The 14,563-nt window shown below is 37.7% G+C and carries 14 protein-coding genes; 6 read left to right on the top strand and 8 right to left on the bottom strand.

From position 1 onward, the window contains the following. Positions 1-51 precede the first annotated feature (51 nt). The 4 genes from AB1Z56_RS09055 to AB1Z56_RS09040 form a co-directional block, all read right to left on the bottom strand. Positions 52-1,161 (bottom strand): helix-turn-helix domain-containing protein, encoded by a 1,110-nt coding sequence (locus tag AB1Z56_RS09055; protein ID WP_426791804.1) that lies wholly within the window; start codon positions 1,159-1,161, stop codon positions 52-54. 56 nt (positions 1,162-1,217) lie between these two features. Next, positions 1,218-3,104 (bottom strand): serine hydrolase domain-containing protein, encoded by a 1,887-nt coding sequence (locus AB1Z56_RS09050; RefSeq protein ID WP_426791803.1) that lies wholly within the window; start codon positions 3,102-3,104, stop codon positions 1,218-1,220. 194 nt (positions 3,105-3,298) lie between these two features. Then, positions 3,299-3,895, bottom strand: a complete 597-nt coding sequence (locus AB1Z56_RS09045; protein WP_426791802.1) for a hypothetical protein — start codon at positions 3,893-3,895, stop codon at positions 3,299-3,301. A 172-nt stretch (positions 3,896-4,067) separates the two neighbouring features. After that, the gene (locus AB1Z56_RS09040; protein ID WP_309366971.1) at positions 4,068-4,664 is read right to left on the bottom strand and encodes a Crp/Fnr family transcriptional regulator; all 597 of its coding nucleotides are present in this window, start codon (positions 4,662-4,664) and stop codon (positions 4,068-4,070) included. Positions 4,665-4,875: 211 nt separating this feature from the next. On the opposite strand from AB1Z56_RS09040, the gene AB1Z56_RS09035 reads away from it, so the two are divergent. The 4 genes from AB1Z56_RS09035 to AB1Z56_RS09020 all read left to right on the top strand — a co-directional run bounded on the left by AB1Z56_RS09035 (position 4,876) and on the right by AB1Z56_RS09020 (position 7,120). Next, the gene (locus tag AB1Z56_RS09035) at positions 4,876-5,235 is read left to right on the top strand and encodes a GNAT family N-acetyltransferase (protein ID WP_426791801.1); all 360 of its coding nucleotides are present in this window, start codon (positions 4,876-4,878) and stop codon (positions 5,233-5,235) included. A 5-nt stretch (positions 5,236-5,240) separates the two neighbouring features. Further along, a complete protein-coding gene (locus AB1Z56_RS09030; protein WP_426792387.1) occupies positions 5,241-5,378 on the top strand; it encodes a hypothetical protein in 138 nt (45 codons plus the stop codon). A 182-nt stretch (positions 5,379-5,560) separates the two neighbouring features. Continuing rightward, positions 5,561-6,139, top strand: a complete 579-nt coding sequence (locus tag AB1Z56_RS09025; protein ID WP_426791800.1) for a Crp/Fnr family transcriptional regulator — start codon at positions 5,561-5,563, stop codon at positions 6,137-6,139. A gap of 69 nt (positions 6,140-6,208) precedes the next feature. Then, positions 6,209-7,120 (top strand): DUF4267 domain-containing protein, encoded by a 912-nt coding sequence (locus AB1Z56_RS09020; protein ID WP_426791799.1) that lies wholly within the window; start codon positions 6,209-6,211, stop codon positions 7,118-7,120. A 194-nt stretch (positions 7,121-7,314) separates the two neighbouring features. Here the strand turns inward: AB1Z56_RS09020 and AB1Z56_RS09015 are convergent, their stop codons facing one another. Next, positions 7,315-7,662 carry a winged helix-turn-helix transcriptional regulator gene (locus AB1Z56_RS09015; RefSeq protein ID WP_426791798.1) on the bottom strand — a complete coding sequence of 116 codons (348 nt, stop codon included), beginning with the start codon at positions 7,660-7,662 and terminating at the stop codon, positions 7,315-7,317. 125 nt (positions 7,663-7,787) lie between these two features. Here AB1Z56_RS09015 and AB1Z56_RS09010 point away from each other — a divergent pair, with 125 nt between their 5' ends. Continuing rightward, complete coding sequence (locus AB1Z56_RS09010; protein WP_426791797.1) at positions 7,788-8,582, top strand: SDR family oxidoreductase; 795 nt, start codon at positions 7,788-7,790, stop codon at positions 8,580-8,582. Between the two features lie 138 nt (positions 8,583-8,720). On the opposite strand, the gene AB1Z56_RS09005 is transcribed toward AB1Z56_RS09010, so the two are convergent. The 3 genes from AB1Z56_RS09005 to AB1Z56_RS08995 form a co-directional block, all read right to left on the bottom strand. Next, positions 8,721-9,116 (bottom strand): hypothetical protein, encoded by a 396-nt coding sequence (locus AB1Z56_RS09005; protein ID WP_426791796.1) that lies wholly within the window; start codon positions 9,114-9,116, stop codon positions 8,721-8,723. 62 nt (positions 9,117-9,178) lie between these two features. Next, complete coding sequence (locus tag AB1Z56_RS09000) at positions 9,179-9,661, bottom strand: adenylyltransferase/cytidyltransferase family protein (protein WP_426791795.1); 483 nt, start codon at positions 9,659-9,661, stop codon at positions 9,179-9,181. Positions 9,662-9,676: 15 nt separating this feature from the next. After that, a complete protein-coding gene (locus AB1Z56_RS08995; RefSeq protein WP_426791794.1) occupies positions 9,677-10,159 on the bottom strand; it encodes an adenylyltransferase/cytidyltransferase family protein in 483 nt (160 codons plus the stop codon). Positions 10,160-10,363: 204 nt separating this feature from the next. Between AB1Z56_RS08995 and treY the strand changes: the two genes are divergently transcribed. Continuing rightward, positions 10,364-14,560, top strand: a complete 4,197-nt coding sequence (gene treY / locus AB1Z56_RS08990) for a malto-oligosyltrehalose synthase (RefSeq protein ID WP_426791793.1) — start codon at positions 10,364-10,366, stop codon at positions 14,558-14,560. Positions 14,561-14,563 lie beyond the last annotated feature (3 nt).

Below are 14,563 nucleotides of genomic sequence, written 5' to 3'. Positions count from 1 at the left end.
ATAGGCTAACCGTTCGAATGGATGCAATCGAACAAACTTCATTGTGTCTGGTTAGTTTGATTGTTTACTATGGACTTTCATATATTCTGTCGGTGTAATGCCTGTTGTTTTTTTGAAGCTGGCATAAAAGGTTGTTCTTGAATTGAAGCCTGCCCTTATTGCGATTCCAAACATATCAAGTAGCTTGGCCTCTTCGGATAATAAAAGTTTTTTCGCTTCTTCCGTGCGAAGCTCGTTGATAAACTGGTAAAAATTTTTCTCCAGTCCATTGTTTATGATGTAGGACAGATCATGCGGATTGATTCCGATATGCCCCGCGAGGGATGATAGTGTTAAACCCGGGTCGAGATATAGCTTTTCAGCTGTTGTTTTCTGCAATAATTTTTCTTTTAATGTGTCTACCTGCTGTACTGTCAGCCGCTCTTCGGCTTTAACCTTTTTATGCTCCGCTTCGTTGATGAGGTTTTCTGTAGACTCAATTGTGTAAATTGATCCTTGTGTTAGCGTTGCGTACCCAAGTGCCACGGTGCCCATAAAATATAAAATTGGGGCGACAGCACTAAAAACTAAATGAACCATGGCCAGTAGACGGGCAACAATCATCAATAGTAACGCGATCAATAGATACTTCAACCAGACCATGTTTATCTTTTCCGTATAGGAAGATAGCTGGCGAATGTTTTTCTGATGTATTTTGAAGAGCCTATAACAGGCAATCCAATAAAAGATACATTGTGCAAAAAAGAAATATTTGATAGCAAAAATGATCCATTGCGGCAATTGAGGCGGATGGATATGATTATTAAAAAGTCCGGGTATTAAATAGATGATGGAGAAGAAAAGGAAAGCGAGGAAGGGAACAAAATGTAGTCCCCAATACCGAATTTTTGCTGTTGGCTTGACCATGTAGTGAACGGCCAGGTAGAAGCAGGGGAGTGTAGCCCATCGCGGGAGTTCCAGCGTATGGATCAATACATTGCTCTCGATATGAAAACCTTCAAAAAAAAGCTGGGTAAATAAGCATGCCATCAAATAATACCATGTTCCAAGCCACCGGTCTGCGCGCGAAAAACTGTGGTTGACACCCATAAAGATTAAGGTGCCAAGCATCAGAAATGCACCCGCTGAAAAAGCATGAAAGGTATAGAGTATATTGATCATGGGCAGTAGCAAGTTATCATTGTAACGTGAATTTAAACATAATTGATCAAATGGTACTACATCATCCAGATGGGTACCCCGATCCAACCATTGATGGATAGAAGGGCGACGAGATAGCAGAAAAAGAAATTATTGAAGGCCAAAAACAGACGAAGCCATAATGGGTTCAGTCTAGACCAACGGTAGTAAAGCAGCAAGCTGCTGACGGCAACCAAAATGGCAAATAGAAGCATGCCTAGAAAAATGGAAAAACTAGTTCCATTAAAAGAGGTAAATAACTCTTTATGGCTGGTGTCCGTTTGTCCCATGAGACGATAAGCAGCGAGAAAACAGCATGTTCCTATTATTGGCAATAAAGGAATGCCTAGGTCTATCAGTTTCATTTTTCGAAAGAGTGTAAGAAATATGCCTATAAGGCTATAAATGAGATAAATCAAAATGGCCATAAGTCCAAGGTAGATAGGCAACTTTTGGATTAAAACCGAAGCCCGAGGTACTTTGCGATAGAAACTACTGCCATAACCTTGAAAAAAAGGCTGCCCATCGGGATCTCTAGCTAGTACAAAAGCAGGAAGAATATCATCTTTTAGTCGGAAGATGCCGTTGCCGACATGGACAAGAGAATCGAGCTGTCCGTTTTCTTTTTTTACGACGAGTCTATCCTTGCTGACCGCCGTTAATTCGATGCCGCCAAAGATACGTCTGTAAAATTCCCAGCGTTCGTTTTTGGGATTCATAAATTGATAGTATCCGAGTAGCGGTTTAATTTTTTTGTCATCTATCGGTAGACTGATTGGTTTCGGAGCAGAAATGTCCCTTGTCAAAAATTCTTCAATAGCCTGTGATATTGGCCACATATTGACGATACTATTGGCTGCTATTGCGTAGGCGATACCGGTTTTACGGTCAAAGAATAACCAGGATACAAAGCCTTCTCCTTTACCGTTGTGGCCCCGTAAGCTAACTTTTTTATTATTTGGAAATAGATCATTACCGAGGGCATATCCCGTCTGTAATCCAGCATGGCTGGCTAATGTACTGTGAATAGTCTCTATTTCCTTCAGGCCGGCATTGTCCAGTAACCTGCTGTCGGCATTACCATTGAGCAGATAAAGCATAAATTTTGCCATGTCCTCAGCAGTGGATACCAAAGCGCTTCCGGCCCCATTTCCGATAGGACTATAGAATGGCATTGGTCTGTATTCACCCTTTTGAAAGTCATAGCCTGTGGCAAAGCTGGGTCTATGCGTACCATCAAGATCAAATAAGCTATTGTGCATGTTTAATGGTGAAAAAATATTTTCCTTTAAATACTTATCCCAAGGCATGCCCGAAATTTTTTCAATCATATAGCCGAGTACATTATAGCCCGGATTGGAATAGGACATCATTGTTCCCGGTCTCCAGCGTACCTTAAGCGAATTGCTAACAGGTTTTAAGGCCTCGATACCAACAACTGGCTTTTTTTTGCTTATATCTACCATGCTGTTGAGTTGAACATCTTCAAAACCGGCAGTATGTTCGAGTAGGTGAACTACCCGTACCGGATCTGTGGCTTCCCAATGATTGTCAAATGGTATTTCGGGTGCTATATCACGAATACGGTCATTGAGCTTTAGCTTACCGTTAGCCACTAATTGTTGTATACCCATTGCCACGAAAAATTTGGTGACAGAAGCGAAGTGAAATTGCGTTTGATGTTCTACTTGCCGACGTTGTTTAAGATCAGCATAGCCCAGTCCACCCGAGTACAGTATACTGTCTTTTTTTACAATAGCAACCAGTAGACCGGGTATATGTTCCTTCTGAATGACATTATCTAAACGTCTATACAATTGGCTAATATTACTGTCAGATTTTGTAGCAGTGCTTACCTGTGCTGAGGCGGTAAAATAACTGGAAACAATGAGCATTGCGAGATAGAAAGTTTTTAAGTTGATCATATGCTTTTCTTTCTTGCAAATTAGCAATGATCTTAACCGGTCTTGTCCGTGTCCATCCAAACGGATAAATCTGTTAGGGTTACATGCGGTACAATATTGAATTGCTGTCGAATGAGATTACGGATATATGTCGCTTTTTCGGTTTACGCTTTGATATGATAAGGAGTATGTTTTTCAATAAAGTTTTCATACGATTATTGCTTCCATTTCACTTTTCCATTATCGTCAAACATTTCGATAGAAGGGTTACCTAGACTGTCCACCTTTAAAATAATTCTCGGTATTTCATTCTTATCTTTCATCACTAAAGAAGCGTTTCCATTCTCGGTTAGCAGGTTTATCCGGTTAATATTATGCCCCGGCTTACCGGATAGATCTTTATCATTAATCAATAGACCTGCCCTGAAATAATTGTCGTGTTTATTATCCTGTGCTAAGATACCAATGGCATCGGCATTCTGATAATCAAATGCAAGTGCATTCAGGTTAGTCTCTTCATTATCAGTAATTGCCAAACCACCTCTTTCGTCGCCATTTTTATCAAAGAAAATCAGACCCGCGGGAGTGTAAGCCCTTTTATATGTTTTCCCATTGATAATAGGTTGCGGAATGTTATCTGTGTTTGCAATAACGACACGATTTTTTCCCGATCTGTCCTTGATATCTATTCTTTCCGCGGTTAAGTTGTTCTTGTCGTTCAAAAAAAAGTAAACCACAGAAGCCATCAGTACGATATTGGAAAGAATAAGTGCGGTTAGAAATATTTTTAGTCCTTTAGAAATTGTTTGCATAATTTGATTTCAGTTGTTAATTATTACGTTCTCCTATTCCGCTTTTAATAGTACGATGTGTTCTATTTCAAAGCGGTATTTTAATAGTATGCTGTATTATTGTTTGATAATAAGCAAAAATAAAGTGCGATTTCGAGAACGCACTCTACATAGGTTGAGCGTAATGATTTTTTTATTTGGTCAGCCCTTTACGTATTCTGCTCAACTGTGTCGGGGTAATGCTCAGGTGCGAAGCGATATATTGTAGTGGAATTCTCCTATCAATTCCCGGATGTGCCGCCAGCAATTTTAGATATCTTGCGGTTGCACTTTCAGTCAGTAAAGAAATTTCTCTTTCTTCATTAATGACTATCCATTTTTTCTCCAAATAGGCAATGTAAAGGTTTTTTAGTTCATCATTTTGATTAATAGCTGCTCTTGTTTGATGATAAGGCATACATACCACAGTAGTGTTTTCAATAGCTTGCAGTTTAAAATCGTTGGGCGTTTTTATGATTGCCGAAAATCTTGTGCTCGCAAAATCCCTCTCCAAATAAATCCATTTATTCCAGATAGCCCCTTTTTCATCAATAAAATAAGAGTTTAAGACTCCTTTACAAACAAAGAAAATGTCATTGGCGACACGCCCTTCCCTTAGTAAAACTTCATTTTTCTTAAACTGCTGAACGTAGGCAGTTTTAGCCAACAAATCAAATGCCTTATCCGAAATAGGATATACGCTTGTAACAGCTGTTTTAAAGTCAGCAAGATATTTTTCTGTTTCTGTCATTTGTTTTAGCTGAGTTACATGATGCTATTACTTTTAAAATAAATATACATATTTTATTTTCGATCACTTATGATGTGTTTTCAAACGTATTTCGTATATAGATATGGCTTTGCGAAATACGTTTGTATGTTGGTTTCCCAAATACAATTTTTAGCGGTAATTTAGCAGAACCGTCTAATTTATATAGAAAAGCAATGAAACTAACAAACCAATGAAAGTTAAGAAATTAGAAATTGATAAACTTATAACTGAAAGATTAATACTAATTCCATATACAAAAGACCTCTGTAGAAATATTTTAAAAGGCGATTATAGAGATTTAGAAGTTTTAAATTTAAAAAGAGGTAAGAGTTGGCCCGATGCAGATGTTTTGGACACTTTGCCAAGAATAATCAATAACTTAAATAAAGTGGAACATCCGACAGGTTATGAATCTTGGATGATTATTAAAAAAGAAACTTCGGAAATAATTGGAGATTTGGGCTTTAAAGGATTCAATAATAAAGAAAAAAATATTGATTTAGGATACGGTATAATTAAAGAAGAAAGGGTTATGCAGAAGAAGCAGTAAGTGCAATAATAAAATGGGCTTTCTCAAACAAAATAGTAAAAGAAATAACAGCAAATTGTTTTACAGAAAATGTGAGTTCTATAATTCTATTGAATAAATTTAATTTTATACAATTAAAAACAGAAAATGACATGATATATTAGAATTTAAATAACCTAAACCATTAAAAAATAGAAACTACCGCTACCTTCGCCAATGCGTTTCCGAATTGATTGGCCCCCAATAATGCTTAGATTATTTAAAGCATTCATTTATTATCTGAAAAATGTCCTGATCCTGGCATAAAACTTTTTTACGATCTTTAAAGAATCAATAAGTCGCTATTATGATAAATATATTATTAAAAACGATCGCAGATGCAATAGACATTAATCAAGCAGATAGGGAGCTGATTTCGAAACTTTTTAAGGAAAAGAAATATCGCAAGGGAGATTATTTTTTGCGTGAAGGGGACGTTTGCCGTTATGTTGGTTTTATTATCAGCGGTGTTATGCAGTATTATATCAACAATGATGGGGAAGAGAAGACTTATGGATTTGGTAAAGAAATGGATTTTGTCTGCAATAATGAAAGTTTTATTCCCCAAAAACCATCTAGGCAGCTTATTCAAGCTCTTGAAGATTGCACACTATTGGTAATTTCTTATAATGATTTACAGATTTTTTATTCTGAGATCAAGAATGGCGAACGTTTCGGTAGAATAGTGATAGAGCAGGTTTTTGTTCAAACCCTTCAAGGGCTTAATTCTTTTTATACCGATTCTCCCGAAATTCGTTATGAGAAATTTATAAAAGAATATCCTGAGCTGGTACAAAGAATTCCTCAATATTATATTGCTTCGTATGTGGGGGTGAAACCACAATCGTTAAGCCGTATCCGGAGCCGAAATACGAGGAGGGATTGAGTTATTAACTTAGGTGCATGAACAGTGAAATCGGTCCACATAACTTTGTTGTCAATAAAATTATATATTATGGCAACAAGGATATGTTACATCATTTCATTTTTGACCGGAATAGGATTACTATTTATAGGTCTACGATTTTTGTTTTCACCGCTTAACGCTGAATTCGATTACGGTATCTCTACTAATACACATGCTGATTATTCCTTTCACTACATCAAAGGAGTTCGCGATCTATTTTCCGGTATTCTACTGGTTCTTTTAGTACTGGCAAATGAAAGGAAAGCACTGGCCATAGCATTGCTAGCAGCGACCGTCGTGCCCTTAGGCGATTTCATGATCGTAATGGGCAAAAATGGCAGCGACTGGCAGCATGGCATAGCTCATTTGATGGCAGTATTGATCTGCATTATAGTGGGACCGGTGCTTTTAATGCAAAAAAAGAGAACCAACAATCCTTATAATCAAGTATCTTTTAATCTTATTCAGTCTGCCGCCAATGGAGGCCCTACTATAAGTGAATGTGATCTACTCCCTGGAGCAAAAACTCCATGGCATTATCACACTTTATTCTCTGAAAGGTTTGAAGTCCTAGAAGGAGAACTGGAAGTGGGTAGAAACGGTAAACTTTACCAACTCAAGCCGGGGGATAAGATCATCATATCGGCTACTGAAACACATCTTTTTAATAATAGGTCTAACGGCGTGTGCCGGTTACGGACAACCATCGATCCTGGAAATATTGAATTTGAAAAGGCCGCACTAATTCTACTGGGTCTGGCAAAGGATGGCCTCACGGACAAGAATGGAATTCCAAAGAAGTTTTCAGATCTGGCTCTGTTCATTTATCTGAATAACTCCAAGATGGTAGGAGTAATGAAAATTGTAGAACCTCTTCTGAGTTTTGTTGCGAAAATTGCGATAAAAAGCGGGCGACTGAAAATTCTTGAGGAAGCCTATTGTAAGACAAAATCAAAATGATGTTAAAAGTAGTACTTCCTTTCCATCTTATTAAAAGAAGAACGGAAATTCCAATACCGCATTAAAACGACGATTTTTTTGTAGAACAAACCTTTTCTAGCGTATGTATATAAGTCGATTCTTCATTTAGAATCGACTTATTTTGATATTTAGCACGCCATTTTTTTGAATTTCTCTCGGGGAAATTGAACGTTTTATTTCAAAATTACTTTCCTTAGACGCTCCTGATGCTCATCACCCCAATTTCCTAGTGCAGAAATTACAGGGATTAAAGTCTTCCCAAATTCTGTAAGACTGTATTCCACTTTAGGTGGTACAACAGGGTAAATAACTTTTGCAACCAATTCGTGCTCTTCAAGTTCTTTTAGCTGAACATTTAGAACTCTTCGTGAAGCATCCGGTATTTTGCGCTGGAGTTCGCTTGGGCGTTTGTACCCTTCACTGATAAACCATAATAATCGTATTTTCCATTTACCATAGAGAACTTCACCAATCAGGTCTAAACCACAGTTGAGACTTAACGGTATTTTCTTTTCGTACATATTCCAAAATTAAATCAATGTTCGAAAATATACAATATGGGATAAATTTATCCCTATGCAATTCGTTTTTCCGTACTTGTGTAAACTGTTTATAGGTCGGAAATTTGTATAAAAATATTTCAATAATGGAACATATAGTTGATTTCAACAAGGAGTTATCGGGTAAACTTGCTTTGGTAACAGGTGGTACAAAAGGCGCGGGAAAGGCAATAGCTGAGCGCTTGTTAAATGCAGGCGCAACGGTGATTATTGCGGCAAGAAATACCCCTAAACAAGCCAACGACAAGTTACATTTTATTTCTGCTGATCTAAGCCAATCTGCCGGAACCAAAAAAATAGTTTCAGAAGTTCTTCAAAAATTTGGAAGGTTGGATATACTCGTCAATAATCTGGGCGGTTCAGATGCAGAAGGCGGAGGTTTTTCAGTATTGAGCGATGAAGATTGGGAAAAGGCTATTCATACCAATCTGCTTGCGCCGGTCCGTTTAGACCGAGGCTTTTTGCCTCATATGTTAGAAAGGGGAAATGGTGTCATTATTCATATCGCTTCCATACAAGCGAGGTTACCACTACACGATTCAACTTTACCTTATGCGGCAGCAAAAGCAGGATTGCTAAATTATAGTAAAAATCTATCAAATGAAGTATCTCCGAAAGGAGTACGAGTTTTAACTGTTTCGCCGGGCTGGATTCAGACAGATGGTGCAACGGGAATGATGCAGGAAATTTCGGAGCGAAACGGTATTAGTGTTGAGGAAGCAATCCAACAGGTCATGAATAGCCTGGGAGGAATACCTTTTGGCAGGCCGGCAAAACCCGAAGAAGTTGCAGAATTGGTAGGGTTTTTAGTATCACCACGAGCAGGATATCTCACCGGAACCGAATTTGTAATCGATGGCGGAACAATACCAACTGTTTAATTAAATCATATGCAAACAGGCCGCAGCACACCACAAGGCTGGGGCAATATATAATGGCAGCAGTAGTTTATGACGAGGGCAAAACAAAATGTTTATCTAACTCTTTGTGAATTATGATCGAGTTTAAAAAAAGGGAATTCACTGTTTAACAATGTTAGACTGTAAAATTGAATTTCTTATGAGCATAAAAAGTTGATTAATGTCCAGGTTAGGGGACAGAACCGATTGAACATAATCTGTACATCGCTTTGCTTCCCATAGAAAAGTTTGATGTACAATGAGTAAAATGACTGTGTCGGGATAAAAATAATTTACAAACGAAAAGAAAAGTGCTGTGTCTTTAAATACGAGGCGATAATCTATCAGCAGCAATTCTGGCCTTTCATTGATGTAAGAATTGCTGCTGATAGAATCAATAGATGTTGCTTCAAGTACAATATTTGCAGGACTTTGTATACGCTCAGAAAAAAGTGTACGGTAGGCGAATAGTAGCTTTCTCAAATTCGTAATAATACCAATATTGATTTTTTCCATAGCTAACGATATTAATGTTATTTACAAGCTCTCTACTTATCGCTACCGATATATTGCTACCTTTAAAATTGAGGTATACGTTGATTTAGGGATAGCATTTCAGATTTGTGCTGAAAAGCATTTTCTCCCTTTTCGGCTTCTTTGTCACTTACAATCTTTCGAAGCGATTGGCTCGAGAACCTATTTTTGTTTTTGGTATAACATATTTCGATTCCTTCCGAGACACAATAATCCTTTCCTGAAAAATCGACTAACTTATATTCTTCACCTATAAAATACTTGTGAATGGGCAGCGACTGAAGCATATCCGTGATGTCTTTATCCGATTCAAAAGGAATAATTTCATCAACAAATTGACAACCCTCCAATTTGATAAACCGTTCGACCATTGTTTGTGCTGCATCTTGGGATTCAGCATTCTGTATGTTTGAATCGGTTTTAAGTCCTACAACCAAATAATCACATTTGCTCTTAGCCTCCTGTAGTGCAACAATATGGCCTACATGTAACATGTCGAATACACCGAAAATAATACCTACGTTCATATATTTATTATTAGTTTATGCATTTATACGCTTTAAGGCGTAGTTAACTCCCTCATTTATGTTCACGACTGAACCCGGACTGACTCTTTCTTTCGATGCAATTATTCGGCGTAAAGAAGAACTCGAAAACCTGTTTTCCCGTCTATTGAAATACAATTCTATTCCTTTTTCTTCGCAATATTGCCTTCCTGTAAATGCTTTATCCATATATTCATCGCCTAAAATCCGTACATGTATTTTGAACGAACGTAATACATCTTCCAGATCCTGTTCTGTTGCATATGGAATAATCATATCTACATGTTTACATGCCTTTAATTGCATATAGCGTTCAAATACAGATTGTGTTGGCTTGTTTTTTTCTGGACGATCAAGTGTTGGATCGGTTTGTAGACCGCAGATCAGAAAGTCGCAATGTTCTCTGGCATCTTCGAGCATTTTAATGTGACCTGCATGGAGCAGATCAAAAGCAGAAAACGTAATTCCTATTTTTTTCATTTTATATTAGTTTAAAACTGCAATTATTGAAGAAGTATAGGTAGAACGTAGCTCAAAAAGATTCGTTTTAATTTTAAATTATTTTTTCACTGCAGTATTTTCAGGATTCTTAGACCTTTTTCCATCTTTCTTTTTTGAAATTCGTATGAACTAAAATTGCTGGCTGACGTTCTGATCTAAAATGAAATTCAGCGAGCCATGCACATGAAGAGAAATGTATCCATAAATACGCCAAACATTACTTACAGAATTCAGTTTCATAAAGAATTTAACTTTTCGGATTTCAAGAGAATTATTCCTTACTTAAGAGATCTGGGCATCGATACAATCTATGCTGCACCTATTTTTCAGTCAACACCAGGAAGTATGCATGGTTATGACGGCACAAATTTGAATAAAATAAATAGTGAACTTGGTACGCTGGATGAGCTGAAATCCATTAAAAAAGAGTTACGTGAATATCATATCAAATGGTTACAGGATATTGTTCCTAACCATATGGCGTTTCATCCCTCGAATGAATGGCTAATGAATCTGCTCGAATTTGGACAGACATCAAAATTTAGCCATTTTTTTGATACCTGCTATAGTTCCAATTTATTTGAGAAAGGAAAGTTAATGGTGCCTATCTTGTCTAAGACTTTAGACGAAACGATTTCAAACCATGAATTTACAGTCGTTTTCTCAGACGATAGTCTCCGGCTTTCTTATCAGGAAAACCTTTATCCACTTTCTCCTGAATCCTATTTTTTCGTCCTTAATGATTATTTAAAAGAGAGCCAATCGGATTTTAGTGGACTTCTGGTTCAAATAAATACTTCTCAAGCTAATGGAGATGTCGAGGAATGGAGACAGCTGCGTGCGCACATTTTTAAGAACCTTTCTAATGAGAAATTAAAGCATATTCTTGATCAATTTAATAATAATCTGGAAGGTGTTCACGAACTGGTAGCTAGTCAGAATTATGAGCTTTGTCCTTGGTGGTTTACAAATCAACGTATAAATTTTAGACGGTTTTTTACGGTAAATGAATTGATTTGTTTAAATGTACAAGACAAAAATGTATTTGAGCAGTCGCATAAGCTGATAAAAAAACTTGTCGATGAAGAACTGTTTGATGGATTAAGGATTGATCATATTGATGGACTTTATAAGCCTACTGACTATTTATTTAATTTGAGGAAATTAATCGGTCCACAAACTTATATAGTTGCTGAAAAAATACTTGAACAGGGGGAGAAACTTCCACTCGAGTGGCCTATACAGGGAACAACAGGCTACGATTTTTTGTCGGCTTCCAATAATGTGTGCTCCTGTAAATCGGGAAAGAAAATATTGGATAAGTATTATAGAAAAGTTATTGGAGAAAATCTATCCATTAAAAAACAACAGTATATAAAAAAGAGCATAATTCTCAATGAACACATGCAGGGCGAACTTGATAACCTGGCCCGGTCATTGGCATCACTTTTAGCAGTTAAAAGTCCGAATAAGCTAAGGCCTTTAAAAGATATTCTAACCTCTTTTTTGGGATTTTTCCCTGTTTATCGATTATATGACGAAAGCTTTCCACTGTTGGCAAACAATTTTGATCTGCTTTCTTCTCTTTTTAAAAAGTTGGCCCGAAAGCCCGAGCTAGATCAAAAGCTGGTTAATCAATTTCGAGAACTGTTTGAGCAAGCACAGGTAGATTCAAAATCGCTGAGCCATACTGCTGTGTTTGATTTTTTTCTACGATGTATGCAGTTAGCCGGCCCTGTAATGGCTAAGGGGGTGGAAGATACGTTAATGTATACATACAACCGTTTTATAGGACACAATGAAGTCGGCGATCATCCGGATAATTGGGGGCTAAGTAAAAAGAAATTCCACAAATTAATGCAGGAAAGGCAAAAATTTTGGCCACTTTCCATCAATGCAAGTTCTACACACGATACCAAACGTGGTGAGGATTCGCGAAGTCGCCTATTAGTCCTAACCGCTATGGCTCATAAATGGGTTAAGCAGGTTCAGATTTGGCAAGATGTGGTTTGGAATGAATATCGAAAAGACCTCCCACATCCGAATGATGAATATTTTATTTATCAGTCGCTGGTATCCTCTTATCCAATGGAAAAACAGGAAGGAGAAGCCTATGTCGCCTTTGAAAAACGTTTTTTGGACTACTTGGTTAAATATCTACGCGAAGGGAAACAGCGCTCGAGCTGGGAAAATCCAAATTTAACCTATGAAGACGCTGTCCGGGAATTTGCCTCTTTTTTGCTTGATAAAGATCGTCCATTTTTTACGAGCTTTTATCAATTTATTGAAGCGGTAGCTGATTTCGGGATTTTAAACTCGCTTACACAGCTAATCTTGAAATTTACTTGTCCCGGTGTACCTGATATATACCAGGGGTCGGAACTTTGGAACCATAGTTTTGTTGATCCCGACAATCGACGAGCGATAGATTATCAATTAAGTAAAAATCTGCTGCAGGCTATTGAAAATATGCCCAAAGACAATCGAATTCGACAATTATGGCAAAATAGATACGATGGGACAATTAAACTATGGTTAGTTAAGGAATTGGTAAAACTCAGAAAGCATAATGCTGCACTTGCATCAGATAGTAGTTATATTCCATTAAAAGTAAGCGGTCGTTACCGTAAACATATTTTGGCATTCGCGCGTAGATCTGGAGATGATTGGATGATTATAGTACTTCCGCTACACCTCGCGGCTATCGGTAAAATCTCCAAATTCGTACCTGGCTCATTTGACTGGGCAGATACGAGCGTTCATCTTTCTGTAAATCATTCCGTGACCTGGCATCACATCCTATTTGACACAGCGGGCGAAGGCACAGAAATTTCAGTGAATGCCATTTTTAGGGATCTTCCAATGGCTATTTTACAATACAAAAGTACCCTCCCTAAACGCAGTGCGGGTGTTTTAATGCATATCAGCTCATTACCATCATCCTATGGAATTGGTGATTTGGGATCCGGGGTTCGTCGTTTTGTTAAACAGCTGAATTACAGCGGCCAAAGCTGGTGGCAGGTACTTCCTTTAGGGCCTACAGATGTTGAGCAAAACCATTCTCCTTACAGCACCCTAAATAGTAGAGCCGGTAATCCATTATTCATCGATTTAAACGAATTGCTGGAATTTGGCTTATTGGAAAAAGGGGAACTAAAGGCTTTAAAAAGAAATAGTTCTAAAACAATAGATTTTGCTGATATAGTCTTCACCAAATACAAACTTTTGGAGAAGGCATTTAATCGTCTTTCTGTTCAATATGCTCTTGATTTCTCCGAATTTGTAGACCGTGAATCTTTGTGGCTTAAGGATTATGCACTTTTCAAAGTGCTAAAAAACAGACATGGCAATCGTCCTTGGTATGAGTGGCCAACACAATACAAACATCGCGATAGTGCTGCACTTAACGATTTCGCAATTGAATTCGCAGATGAATTGCGAAAGGAAAAATGGTTTCAATACCTATTTTTCAGACAATGGGATGCCATAAGAAACTACGCATACGATTATGGCGTAAGATTTATCGGTGATATTCCATTTTATGTTGCCTATGATTCTGCCGATGTTTGGGCCAATCCGCACTATTTTTCCATAGGGGCAAATGGTACTATTAAAAATGTTGCTGGTGTTCCGCCTGATTACTTTAATGCAGCGGGGCAATTGTGGGGAATGCCGACTTTTAATTGGGGATCACTCAAAAAAGATGGTTACAAATGGTGGATTGAGCGCTTGTCACACAATTGCGCGCTATTTGATAGGTTACGGCTTGATCATTTTAGAGCATTTTCTTCCTATTGGGAAGTTCCCTTTGAAGAAACTTCCGCCAAGAATGGACGTTGGTCAACAGGTCCTGGTTCGGATTTTTTTGATCAAATAAAAGTTCATTTAGATGACATGCCTTTTATCGCCGAAGATCTTGGAGATATCGATGCGAAGGTATATGATCTGCGCGATCAATACAGCTTTCCGGGCATGGCGGTTTTACAGTTCGCTTTTGATAACGATATGGCACATTCACCGCATATTCCACATCATTATCGAAGAAATTCTGTTGCTTATCCTGGAACACATGATAATAATACAACACTTTCTTGGTATCGTGAAGATCTTAAATCATCGAGCAAAATAAATATCAATACCTATTTTGGAAAAATTGTTGAAAGTGGAAATGTAAATGAGGTCCTCATACGATCACTTTACGCTTCTGTCGCAGATACAGTCATTGTTGCGATGCAAGATATCCTGAATCTTGATGGATCATGTCGTATGAACCGACCTGCCAGTACGACCGGAAATTGGTTGTGGCGCATGCAGAAAAGAGCTCTTTCTCCAAAACTTCAGGCGAGATTAAATGACTATACAAAATTATACAATCGTTAAACA

Origin of the sequence: Sphingobacterium sp. WOUb80, assembly GCF_050058145.1 — a bacterium.
Taxonomy (GTDB): domain Bacteria; phylum Bacteroidota; class Bacteroidia; order Sphingobacteriales; family Sphingobacteriaceae; genus Sphingobacterium.
This window is presented reverse-complemented; position numbering and strand designations above follow the sequence as displayed.

Coding starts and splice junctions, on each gene's coding strand:
- AB1Z56_RS09055 (WP_426791804.1), bottom strand. CDS start 1,161: ATGATCAATATACTCTATACCTTTCATGCTTTTTCAGCGGGTGCATTT.
- AB1Z56_RS09050 (WP_426791803.1), bottom strand. CDS start 3,104: ATGATCAACTTAAAAACTTTCTATCTCGCAATGCTCATTGTTTCCAGT.
- AB1Z56_RS09045 (WP_426791802.1), bottom strand. CDS start 3,895: ATGCAAACAATTTCTAAAGGACTAAAAATATTTCTAACCGCACTTATT.
- AB1Z56_RS09040 (WP_309366971.1), bottom strand. CDS start 4,664: ATGACAGAAACAGAAAAATATCTTGCTGACTTTAAAACAGCTGTTACA.
- AB1Z56_RS09035 (WP_426791801.1), top strand. CDS start 4,876: ATGAAAGTTAAGAAATTAGAAATTGATAAACTTATAACTGAAAGATTA.
- AB1Z56_RS09025 (WP_426791800.1), top strand. CDS start 5,561: ATGATAAATATATTATTAAAAACGATCGCAGATGCAATAGACATTAAT.
- AB1Z56_RS09020 (WP_426791799.1), top strand. CDS start 6,209: ATGGCAACAAGGATATGTTACATCATTTCATTTTTGACCGGAATAGGA.
- AB1Z56_RS09015 (WP_426791798.1), bottom strand. CDS start 7,662: ATGTACGAAAAGAAAATACCGTTAAGTCTCAACTGTGGTTTAGACCTG.
- AB1Z56_RS09010 (WP_426791797.1), top strand. CDS start 7,788: ATGGAACATATAGTTGATTTCAACAAGGAGTTATCGGGTAAACTTGCT.
- AB1Z56_RS09005 (WP_426791796.1), bottom strand. CDS start 9,116: ATGGAAAAAATCAATATTGGTATTATTACGAATTTGAGAAAGCTACTA.
- AB1Z56_RS09000 (WP_426791795.1), bottom strand. CDS start 9,661: ATGAACGTAGGTATTATTTTCGGTGTATTCGACATGTTACATGTAGGC.
- AB1Z56_RS08995 (WP_426791794.1), bottom strand. CDS start 10,159: ATGAAAAAAATAGGAATTACGTTTTCTGCTTTTGATCTGCTCCATGCA.
- treY (WP_426791793.1), top strand. CDS start 10,364: ATGAAGAGAAATGTATCCATAAATACGCCAAACATTACTTACAGAATT.